Annotated in this window: 10 protein-coding genes; 7 read left to right on the forward strand and 3 right to left on the reverse strand. The window is 63.9% G+C overall.

Going from position 1 to position 10,216, the window contains the following annotated elements; genetic code table 11:
* Positions 1–439, forward strand: a 439-nt coding sequence (locus MHN84_RS29310) for a DUF6188 family protein (RefSeq protein ID WP_241207959.1), incomplete at its 5' end; no start/stop codon positions are given.
* 48 nt (positions 440–487) lie between these two features.
* On the opposite strand, the gene MHN84_RS29315 is transcribed toward MHN84_RS29310, so the two are convergent.
* Complete coding sequence (locus tag MHN84_RS29315; protein WP_011856880.1) at positions 488–1,537, reverse strand: LLM class flavin-dependent oxidoreductase; 1,050 nt, start codon at positions 1,535–1,537, stop codon at positions 488–490.
* A complete protein-coding gene (locus tag MHN84_RS29320) occupies positions 1,534–2,130 on the reverse strand; it encodes a TetR/AcrR family transcriptional regulator (RefSeq protein ID WP_011856881.1) in 597 nt (198 codons plus the stop codon). Before MHN84_RS29320 ends, MHN84_RS29315 begins: the two co-directional genes overlap by 4 nt.
* 73 nt (positions 2,131–2,203) lie before the next feature.
* Here MHN84_RS29320 and MHN84_RS29325 point away from each other — a divergent pair, with 73 nt between their 5' ends.
* Genes MHN84_RS29325 through MHN84_RS29340 form a run of 4 tightly spaced genes read left to right on the forward strand, consistent with a single transcriptional unit; the run spans position 2,204 to position 4,976 of the window.
* Entirely contained in the window at positions 2,204–3,400 is a 1,197-nt protein-coding gene (locus MHN84_RS29325; RefSeq protein ID WP_011856882.1) for a cytochrome P450, read from the forward strand.
* A gap of 28 nt (positions 3,401–3,428) precedes the next feature.
* Positions 3,429–3,590, forward strand: a complete 162-nt coding sequence (locus MHN84_RS29330; RefSeq protein ID WP_156442342.1) for a hypothetical protein — start codon at positions 3,429–3,431, stop codon at positions 3,588–3,590.
* Positions 3,575–4,027 carry a PaaI family thioesterase gene (locus MHN84_RS29335; protein WP_011856883.1) on the forward strand — a complete coding sequence of 151 codons (453 nt, stop codon included), beginning with the start codon at positions 3,575–3,577 and terminating at the stop codon, positions 4,025–4,027. Before MHN84_RS29330 ends, MHN84_RS29335 begins: the two co-directional genes overlap by 16 nt.
* Positions 4,028–4,085: 58 nt before the next feature.
* Entirely contained in the window at positions 4,086–4,976 is an 891-nt protein-coding gene (locus tag MHN84_RS29340) for an alpha/beta fold hydrolase (RefSeq protein ID WP_011856884.1), read from the forward strand.
* Between the two features lie 133 nt (positions 4,977–5,109).
* On the opposite strand, the gene MHN84_RS29345 is transcribed toward MHN84_RS29340, so the two are convergent.
* Positions 5,110–5,979, reverse strand: coding sequence for a metal-dependent hydrolase (locus MHN84_RS29345; RefSeq protein WP_011856885.1), 870 nt, complete (start codon positions 5,977–5,979; stop codon positions 5,110–5,112).
* A gap of 104 nt (positions 5,980–6,083) precedes the next feature.
* Between MHN84_RS29345 and MHN84_RS29350 the strand changes: the two genes are divergently transcribed.
* Both MHN84_RS29350 and MHN84_RS29355 read left to right on the forward strand, forming a co-directional pair.
* Positions 6,084–6,719 carry a TetR/AcrR family transcriptional regulator gene (locus tag MHN84_RS29350; RefSeq protein WP_011856886.1) on the forward strand — a complete coding sequence of 212 codons (636 nt, stop codon included), beginning with the start codon at positions 6,084–6,086 and terminating at the stop codon, positions 6,717–6,719.
* Positions 6,720–7,049: 330 nt separating this feature from the next.
* A complete protein-coding gene (locus MHN84_RS29355) occupies positions 7,050–10,172 on the forward strand; it encodes an RND family transporter (RefSeq protein ID WP_011856887.1) in 3,123 nt (1,040 codons plus the stop codon).
* Positions 10,173–10,216: the final 44 nt, after the last annotated feature.

Genomic DNA, 10,216 nt, shown 5'->3' on the forward strand with positions numbered 1-10,216 from the left:
TGTCGTACAACGCCTCTCGCTGCACGGCGGCCTGGTTCTGGATTTCGATGATTACAACGAAATCGTCATCTCCTGCCCCCTACTATTGACGCTTCCTGCCGTCGGCACCTACCCCATCGAGGCGGTGCGTATTGACCCCCTCAGGATCGCGACCCACGAACGCCCGCTGCTGAACCTCGCCGGCGCACTGTGCACCCAGGCCTGGTCCAGCGACGATGGAGGGCTACACCTGAGCTTCTCGCGCGGACATCGCATCGATGTCGATCCCGACGCTGAACAGACAGCGTGGGAGCTCTATGGCATGCGCCACGGCTACATGGCCTGTCTACCTCAAGGACGGGTACGCGTGGTCCGCCATGACCTCCCCGACACCGACGACGCCAACATCGTCAACAGCGTCAGGCAATCATCGGCGGGGTCGGCGCGGCAGACCCACTAATCCGGCCGCGGACACTGCGACGGGTCGACTTGGGCGGCAATACGTGGATCAGGTTGAACGTGGACAGGACCGCCCTGGCGACATCGAGGCGGGCGAGCATTCCCGGATGATGCTGTCGAGGTTTTGTTGCACGCGTTCGGCAGTGATGCCGACCGATGGTGAATACAGCATGATGTGGTCGAGGACGCCGTTGTACCGTCTCAATTGTTCACGGACCTCGTGCGCCGTCCCGGCGACACCCATGGCGTCGATCATCTCCTCGGACACAGCGGCGAACATCGCCGGGAAATCGCGCTGGGCGAATGCTTGCCGGATGGCTCGGCCTTCGCTGGCGAAGCCGTTCACATCGAGTACCGTCTCGTAGGATTTGACCGAGGAGTAGAACGCAATCTGCTGCGCCAGTTCGCGCCTGGCGACCTCGGCGTCGTCGTGGATGGCGCACATCACCATGGAAATGATTTCCACGTCATTGGGGTCGCGGCCGGTGTGCGCGGCGCCCCTGGCGATAGCGGGCCGGACGACCTCTTCGACGTAGGTGGTTGTGAACAGCGGATGTCCGGCTAGGCCGTCGGCCACCCGCCCGGCCGCCTCGCACATCCGGGGCCGGACACCGGCAGTGACGATCGGGATCGGCCTGCTGGAGGGTCCCACGTCGCCGGTCGGGGTGAGATTCATTCTGTAGAAACGGCCCTCGTGATGGATCGGGCCTTCATGCAGGTTCCATATCCGGCGCAGCAGCATCACGAGTTCTTCCATCCGCAGGGCGGGTGCGGAGGTGTCGGGCACGCCGTGCCAGTCGCCCATCATCCGTTTGGTGCCGTTGCCGATGCCGAGTACCAGTCGTCCGTTGGAGAGTTCGTCGAGGTCGCGCGCCTCGGTGGCCAGCACCAGGGGGCTTCGGCCGACGCCGTAGAGAATGGAGGAACCGATCCGACAGTTCTGGGTGCTGTTGGCCATCGCGGCCATGGAGATCGATCCGGACCGAGAATAGAACTCCGAGGCCCATACGGCGTCGAACCCGGCCGCATCAGCGGCCTGGGCGGTCTGGGCCAGTGACTTCAGATCCGCGCCGAGAACCGACAGGCCGTAGGTGCTCATGACTGGTCTCCTGTGCGCGGGCGCAGCCCGTCGAACATGACGGCGCTGAGGGTGCTGGCGACCACCGTCTCGTCGAGGTGGTTATCGGTGACCAGGTACATGAGTGCATTGATGGTGACCGCGCCGAACAGCGCAATCGACGTCGATCGCGCATCGGGCTGAGCGACGAGGGATCCGTCGCGGGCCCCTTCGATGAGCAGGGTTTCGACGGGTTGTTGGTAGGCGGTATTGATCATCTCGGCGATAGCCGGCATGCGGGCCGCTCGTCCCAATTCGCCGATGAGTGCACGGCATACCGCTGGCCGCTGCGCCATTGCCCGCAGTTGTGCGCGGATCACGAGTTCGAGGCGTTCGGCACCGGTGCCGCCGGTGTGCACGATCGCGGTCACAGCATCGAAGATGTCCTTGAGGAGGTCTTCGAGCAGGAAAGCAAGGATGTCCTCTTTACCGGCGAAGTAGTAGTACAGCGTCGCTTTCGGCACACCGGTCACCGCGGCGACGTCTTCGATCTTGGAGTCGTTGAGCCCCTTCTCGGCGAACAAGTCCGCCGCGGCGGGAAGCCGGTCAGAGATCTGACGTGGAATCTTGCGCATTGCCCCCCTGTCCCGTTCGGCCGGTTTAGACTGCGAGTCTAAACCGTCGTTACTTTGGTGGTCGGAGGTCTTGGTGGTCTCGGTGCAAATTCGTTACGACCCGTTCGACGCCTCGATTCTCAACGACCCCTATCCGACGTATCGGTCGTTGCGTGACACGGCTCCGGTGTACCGCGCCGAGGAATCCCATACCTGGGTGTTGAGCCGGCACGCCGACGTCCAGGCCGCAGCACTGGATCACGGCACGTACTCCTCGGTGGACGGCATCTTCCCCACCCCACCGGGATCGGACTTCATCGGCTCGTTCCTGCCGATGATGATCGTGATGGACCCTCCGCGCCACGACCAGTTGCGTGCCCTGGTGAGCCGGGCGTTCACTCCCCGGCGGGTGGCCGGGCTGCAGGGCGCCATCACACAGATGGCCGCGGAGTTGTTCGAGCGCCTCGACGAGGGCTCTGGTTCGGCGGACTTCGTGACCGACTTCGCCGCGATCCTGCCCGCCGCGGTGATCGCCGATCTACTGGGCATTCCCGCCACCGATCGTGATCAGTTCCGATTGTGGTCGAGCCAACTGGTCCAGGTCGACGTCAACCACGGACAAACCACCGACGCACTGACCGCCGCCACCTCGATCTACGCCTACTTCACCGACTTCCTCGCCGACCGCCGCCAAACCCCCCGCGAGGACATGATGTCGGCGTTGGCGAACGCCACAGTCGACGGGATCAGACTGACCGACGAGGAAGTCCTCGGCTTCTGCGCGCTGCTGCTCGTCGCGGGCTACGAGACCACCACCAATCTGCTGGGGAACTCCGCGGTCGTGCTGGCCCAGCATCGGCAGACCCGCCGACGCCTGGCCGCCGATCGAACACTATTGGGGCCGGCAGTTGAGGAGTTGCTGCGCTACGACTCACCGGCACAGGGACTTTCACGAACCCTGACCCGCGACGTCACACTGCACGACACGACCATGCGTCAAGGTGAGAAGGTGCTGCTGCTGTTCGGGTCGGCCAACCGCGACGAGCGCGCCTTCCCCGATCCTGACGTGTTCGACATCGAGCGCACCAGTGAGCACCAGGTCGCCTTCGGTCGCGGCATCCACTTCTGTCTGGGCGCGGCACTGGCGCGGATGGAGGCCCGCATCGCTCTGGATGCTCTGTTGGACAAGGTGCCCGACTGGGAGGTCGATCTTGAATCGGCGCGGCGGCTGCGGTCCGGACCGATCCGCGGCTACACATCGCTGCCCATCACTTGGACCACACCGGTCTAGCCCGTGCCCCTCCTCGACGACGCGTCGTGTGCATCACCGCGCGGCCAGGTTCTTCATCGCCGTCGATATCGAGCACTCCGCCGCGCACGGCGACCTCGGCGCATTCGGCGACATGCTCAAACGATTCGCGGGCTCGAACGGTGATCGACCCATGACCGGACAGGAGAAAGGGGCATGGTGGTGGCAGTGACATTCGCGCACTTCGATGAGCAGATCGCCGACCAGCTGCTCAGATCGCCGAACACAGCAGGTGGACTGTCGAGGTTTCTGAGCTTTCGGCACACCGAACTCGCCGCCGGTCGGCTGGTGGCAGAGATGGAAACCCGTGCCGAACTGCTCACACCCTTCGGCACCCTGCACGGCGGATGTCTATCGGCGATGGTCGACCACTGTCTCGGAGTCGTGTTCTACCCCGTCATTCCGGCCGGATCATGGGTCGCCACCACCGAATTCAAGCTAAACCTGCTGCGACCCGTGTCCACCGGTGTGTGTGTCGCCGTCACCGACATCGTGTCGCTGGGCAAGCGCAGTGGAGTGGCGCGCATCGACATTAGCAACGGCGACAAAGCCGTCTGCGTAGCCCAGGGCACGGTCACGATCGTGAACGCCGCGGGCAACGCACTATGAAGGCGCTTGCTGCCGGGCCCACGCTTCGGGCGGACGACGATCTCGCCAGGAAGGTGTCATGACCTCCGCCGTGCAGCATCGGGTCCGAACCCAGGACGGGATCGCCCTGGCTGCGGACTGCTACGGCCACGATGACGCCCGTCCCGTCGTGCTGCTCCTGCACGGCGGCGGCCAGAACCGGCACGCGTGGAGCACTTCAGCGCGTCGCCTCCACGCATGCGGATACACAGTCGTCGCCTACGACACCCGCGGTCACGGCGACAGCGACTGGGACCCAGCCGGCAGGTACGACATCGAGCGACTCGCGACCGATCTTCTCGCCGTGCGCGAGCACTTCAGCGCCTATACCGCCCCTGCGGTCGTAGGTGCATCCCTTGGGGGCATGACCGTGCTCGGCACGCATCTGTTGACATCCGGGGCGTCGTGGGCGGCGGTCGTCCTGGTCGACGTCACCCCGCGACTTGAATTCCAGGGCGCCCGTCGCGTGGTGACGTTCATGGCCGCACATCCCGATGGCTTTAGCACCCTCTCTGACGCCGCAGAGGTGATCGCCGCGTACAACCCCCATCGCTCGCGCCCGGCCAACGTCGACGGCCTGCGCAAGGTGCTACGGCAGCGTCACGACGGCCGCTGGATCTGGCGGTGGGACCCGGCATTCATTCACTCCAACTTCGACTTTCTCCGCGACGAATCGACCACGGGAACGGAGCAATTCGACGCAATCAGCCACCTGCTGATCGACGGAGCCCGACGGGTCAATGCCCCAACACTTCTCGTAAGGGGCCTCTTGTCCGACGTGGTCTCCCAAGCCACCGTCGACGAGTTCAAGCAACTGGTTCCCCACGCCGAGACCGTCGACGTATCCGGCACCGGACACATGATCGCCGGCGACGACAACGACGCCTTCGGCTGCGCCGTCACCGAGTTCCTCGGCCGGAACCTCCTGTAGGTCGCGACGTTGGTCGAGCACCATCGATCGGCCAGTAGTCAGAACCGATCTTGACTTCACAGCGCGCGAAGCGGAGCCCATGAAGTGTTCTTCGGTTAAGGCCGACTTTGAACTGTGCCGGGCTCTGGTCGAGCTAGACGCCACTACGCACTTGCTGGCCACCATCGGCGTCGAAGAGTTCCTTGGTCCAGCGTTCGAGGATTTCTGCGCTGTCCCAGTCGTCGGGATGAAATCCGGCGCGGGTGTAGGAGCGAAAGCGCGCAATTGCTGCTGGGCTGAATAGCGGGTTATGACGGAAGGCTCGAAGGCTGCGCAGCAAGCGCACCGGGTTGTAGGCGGAACGGTCACCAGCCAGAGAGCGGGTGGTCTGGATGACCAACTCGCTGAACAAGAGGAGGCTGGCGATCCGCATCCCCCAGACCCTGGTGCGTTCGCTTCCACCGACCGTCTCGTAGACATCGAAAGCAACGGCCTTATGCTCGCATTCTTCCAGTGCGTGCCAGAGCAGAATAGGCCGCACTTCGGTGTCGCCGATCAGTTCTTGAGCTTCGTCGCTGGTGAGAATGATCTCGGCGAATGTCGCCGTGTAGTGCTCGAGGGCGGCCGTCACAGCCAGGCGCATCTTGGGAGAAAAACGCTTCTCAAGTCGGCCAACCAGCTTCTTGACATGCCGATCGATCCCCTCGGTGGGATAGCCCATTGCTTGAAGCCGATCGTTGAGCAGCCGATGCTGGTGTCGGTGGGTGGCCTCTTGTGCGATAAACCCCTTGACCGCCTCCTTGAGGTCAGCGTCGCTGATGTGGTCCCGGTACTCGCGGACTGACCGGATAAAGAAGTCTTCGCCTTCGGGGAACGTGGCCGACAAGGTGGACACAAAGTGGCTCATCACCAAGTCGCCATCAACGAAGTGCTGCCGACTGGTCCCAGCAGGCATATCGAATCGAACACGGCGGGGCTTCGGGACGACCCGTGCGGTGGGCCGTGTGGACGAATCGTCGCTCATGTTGTTCTCCCATTCGCCAAGGACGCGCTGTCAATCTGACTCTAAGCCTTGTCAGAATTAGATGGCAAGCTATCCACGTGGTTTCGGCGCGGGTGTATAGCGGAATGTCCGCCGAGGAGCGTCACCGGAACCGGCGCACCCGTCTCATCGAGGCCGCAACGGAGTTGATCGGCACGCGCGGCGTTGCCGCCGCCACTGTGACTGCCGTCTGCGCTGAATCGGGTGTCACGTCACGGTACTTCTACCAGCACTTCTCCGACCGAGACGCACTCCTGCGGGCTGTCTACCAGCAGCTCTATGCCACCTTCCAGGAGGTGATAGTCGACGCGATCCCCGATGCCGGCGAGCCACCGGAGGTATTGGCGTACGCGCCAATCCGCAGGCTGGTCGGCATGATCGACAACGACCCGCGGCTGGGTCGGATCCTGTTCGTGGAATCTGCAACCGAGCCGCTGCTCCGAGAGCTACGCAGCGAACTAATGGCAGGTTTCACCGACCTTGTCTTGCGCGAAGCCAGACTTCACCTCGACATCGCCGACTCTGCCGTGGGGGTTGCCCATTTGGCTTCGACCTTGGGCGTGGGAGGGCTATTCGAAGTCTTGCGCCGCCGACTCGACGGAGAACTGGAATTCACCACAGATGAACTCGTTCAGCACTGCGCAGGTTTCCTGGGCAGCCTAGGCAATTACGTGCTGCTGCAGAACACGGGCCAGTCGGCCACAACCGAAGCGCAAACCTAGAGCTAGCGGCCCCGCTACGCGATGTGGCCGTGCGTGCGCCCGACGACCAACGTCCGAGAACAGCAACAGCAAGACCCTGAACGGCATCCAAGGCCAGTGTCGTCGACTTACAGCGTCAGCCCTGGCTTCCAGAAACCCACTGAGTGTTCGATCATTCCTCTGCCCACTGCGACCGTCGGCCCGGTCCCGACTCGATAGCGGTCGCCGGCCCCTTCGCCAGCCGCGCGCTTTGCGCGGCCTGGCGACGACGGCCCCGCCACCACTTGCACTACATGCGGTAGCGTAGCGATACCGATAGTATCGCTACGATTCGCTACTAGTGGAGGCCCAGTGACCGACGGCACTGCAGATTCCCCAGGCCAGGCCACGCGCCGTGGCCAGCGGGACAACGGATCCCCCAACCCGGCCGAAACCCGCGAGTACAGCGAACGGTTGGCAGCGCTAGCCCGATTCACCCTCCGACACAAAGCGCTGGTCATCGGGGTATGGCTAGGCGCCGCGGTCGTCCTCGCGTTGCTGTTCCCCCAGCTAGAAACCGTGGTGCGCCAACAGTCGGTGGACCTCATCCCTCGCGATGCGCCGTCCTTGCAGACGGTTGACCGCATGAGCGCCGCTTTCGGCGAAGAAGGCTCAAAAACCATGGTGTTCGTCGCCATGGAAGACCCCAATGGCTTGACTCCGACTGCACGGCAGCGCTACGGCGAACTCGTGCGCCGGTTGCAGGGCGAAGGCAACCACGTCCTGCTGGTGCAGGACCTACTGTCCGATCCGATTACCGAAGCCCAGGCAGTCAGCGCCGACCGCAAAGCTTGGTACCTGCCCGTAGGTGTCACCGGCACCCTCGGAGACCCCACGGCCGCCGAATCGGTAAACGCGGTGCGCAACATCGCCGCCGAGGTCTTCACCGGCTCGACCACGACTGTGCAAGTGACGGGACCACCGGCAACCTTCAGCGACATGATCGCATCCGCCGAGCACGACCTGCTGCTGATCTCAATCGCTACCGCGGGCGTGATCGCCCTGATCCTGCTGATCGTCTACCGGTCGGTGTTCACCGCGCTGTTACCGCTGCTAGTAATCGGGTTGAGCCTGGCAGTCGGGCGCGGCGTGCTGTCCGCCCTCGGCGAGATGGGCATGCCCGTCTCCCAGTTCACCGTCGCCTTCATGACTGCGATCCTGCTCGGCGCGGGAACCGACTACACCGTATTTCTGATCAGCCGATACCACGAACAGCGCCGCGCCCAAGTACCCGCCGATCAGGCCGTCATCCACGCCACCGCCAGCATCGGGCGCGTCATCCTCGCCTCCGCCGCCACCGTCGCACTCGCGTTCCTGGCCATGGTCTTCGCGCGGCTCAGCGTCTTCGCCGCCCTTGGCCCCGCGTGTGCCATCGCCGTACTGTTCGGATTTCTGGCCACCGTAACCCTGCTGCCACCGGTGCTGTCGCTAGCCGCCAAACGCGGCATCGGTGAACCCAAACCCGATCGCACCCGCCGCTACTGGAACAGCGTCGCCGTCGCCGTGGTCCGCCGTCCCGTGCCACTACTCATCGTCAGCCTGGTCATCTTGCTCGCCCTGTCGGCAGCGGCAGCAACCATCAAAATCAGCTACGACGACCGCAAGGGCCAACCAGACACCACGGCCAGCAACCTGGGCTACCACCTGCTGGACCGCCACTTCCGCAAAGACGTCGTCATCAGCGAATTCCTCGTCGTGGAAAATCCGACCGACATGCGGACCGGCAAAGGACTGGCCGATCTTGACGAGATGGCCTCCCGCGTCTCCCAGATCCCCGGCGTCACCAAGGTTTCCGGAGTCACCCGCCCCACCGGAGAGCGCCTCGACCAAGCAGAACTGGCCTGGCAGAACGGCCAGATCGGCGACAAAATGGCCGGCGCCGTCGCCGAGGGCAACTCCCGCAAGGACGACCTCACCAAACTCACCGACGGCGCCGACCAGCTCGCCGACGGCCTCGCCCAACTCGACAGCACCGTGCGCACCGCCTTCACACCACTAGCCGGAATCCTCACCCAAGCCCAATCCGCAGGAACTCAGGTCAACCAATTCCGGCCGCTGCTGCAACAACTTTCCGCCACTGCCCCCGCCGTCGACCAAGCCATCCAATCCGGCCCAGGACTACGACCGCTGGCCAACCAAGCCCAAAACGCAATCACTCAACTCGACCCACTCGTCGGCGCCCTCAACACCTCACCCTGGTGCGCCACCACCCCACAATGCGCCCAAATCCGCAACCAGGTCCAGATCCTGGTCACTCTGCGCGACAACGGATTCTTCAACCAAATCGCCGACCTCGGGGACCGCTACGATCCCGCCACCAATGCCACCGTTGGTGGCACCCTCGCCAACGTCCAGAACGCAGTCGCCTCACTGGACAAGGCATTCGGAGCCCTGGGTGACCCCGCCGACCTGACCACAAATCTCCGCCGATTGCAGGACGGAATCGGACAGCTGGCCTCCGGCGCCCAAGCACTCGCCACCGGCGTCCGCACCCTCGCCGACAGCAACATCGAAATGCTGTCCGGCATGAGCCAGATCGCCACCCAACTACAGAACTCCTCGCGCGCAGCGGCCGACTCCGACTCCTCGAGCGGTTTCTACCTGCCCGCCAACGCATTCGAGAACCGGCAATTCACCGACGTCGCCGAACAATTCCTCTCACCGGACGGCAAAACAGCGCGGTTCATGATCGAAAGCAGCCACGACCCATACAGCGTTGAAGCCATGGACCTCGCCAGCCGCATCACCGACACCGCCAACACCGCACGACCCAACACGTCACTCGCCGACGCCACCGTGTCCGTAGCCGGCTTCCCCGCCGTCAACTCCGATATCCAACGACTCCTCTGGGCCGACTTCGCACAACTAGCCATCGCCACCATCATCATCGTCGGCGTCATCCTGGTCCTACTACTGCGCGCACTCCTAGCACCGCTCTACCTACTAGGCACCGTCGTGCTCAACTACCTCGCATCACTCGGCATCGGCGTCGTAGTCTTCCAATGGGGACTGGGCCACGAAATCGCCTGGCCCGTACCGCTGCTGGCGTTCATCATCCTCGTCGCCGTCGGCGCCGACTACAACATGCTGCTCGTCTCACGGCTCCGCGAAGAATCCGGAACCAACATCCGCGTCGGCGTCCTGCGCACCGTGGCAAACACCGGAGCCGTCATCACCTCCGCTGGCCTCATATTCGCCGCCAGCATGTTCGGCCTCATGGTCGGCTCAGTCGCCATCATGATCCAAGCCGGCCTCATCATCGGCTTCGGGCTGCTGCTCGACACCTTCCTCGTGCGCACCCTCACCGTGCCCGCCATCGCCACACTCCTACGCGAAGCCAGCTGGTGGCCCACCAAAGCAACAAACCCGCGACCCGGTCAGACCAACCCAGGAGGCATTAAGGACGCACCTCACGTGCTGGTCCAGGAGAGGTGAAAAGCGAACAGAGCAATACCCGGCGCTACATGCCGACCAGCGTG

This window comes from Mycobacterium sp. PSTR-4-N (genome assembly GCF_022348085.1).
GTDB lineage: Bacteria > Actinomycetota > Actinomycetes > Mycobacteriales > Mycobacteriaceae > Mycobacterium.

What these genes read in the sequence shown, in the direction of transcription:
- MHN84_RS29350 (WP_011856886.1), top strand. Translation starts at nt 6,084, where the DNA reads ATGTCCGCCGAGGAGCGTCACCGGAACCGGCGCACCCGTCTCATCGAG.
- MHN84_RS29340 (WP_011856884.1), top strand. Translation starts at nt 4,086, where the DNA reads ATGACCTCCGCCGTGCAGCATCGGGTCCGAACCCAGGACGGGATCGCC.
- MHN84_RS29345 (WP_011856885.1), bottom strand. Translation starts at nt 5,979, where the DNA reads ATGAGCGACGATTCGTCCACACGGCCCACCGCACGGGTCGTCCCGAAG.
- MHN84_RS29315 (WP_011856880.1), bottom strand. Translation starts at nt 1,537, where the DNA reads ATGAGCACCTACGGCCTGTCGGTTCTCGGCGCGGATCTGAAGTCACTG.
- MHN84_RS29320 (WP_011856881.1), bottom strand. Translation starts at nt 2,130, where the DNA reads ATGCGCAAGATTCCACGTCAGATCTCTGACCGGCTTCCCGCCGCGGCG.
- MHN84_RS29335 (WP_011856883.1), top strand. Translation starts at nt 3,575, where the DNA reads ATGGTGGTGGCAGTGACATTCGCGCACTTCGATGAGCAGATCGCCGAC.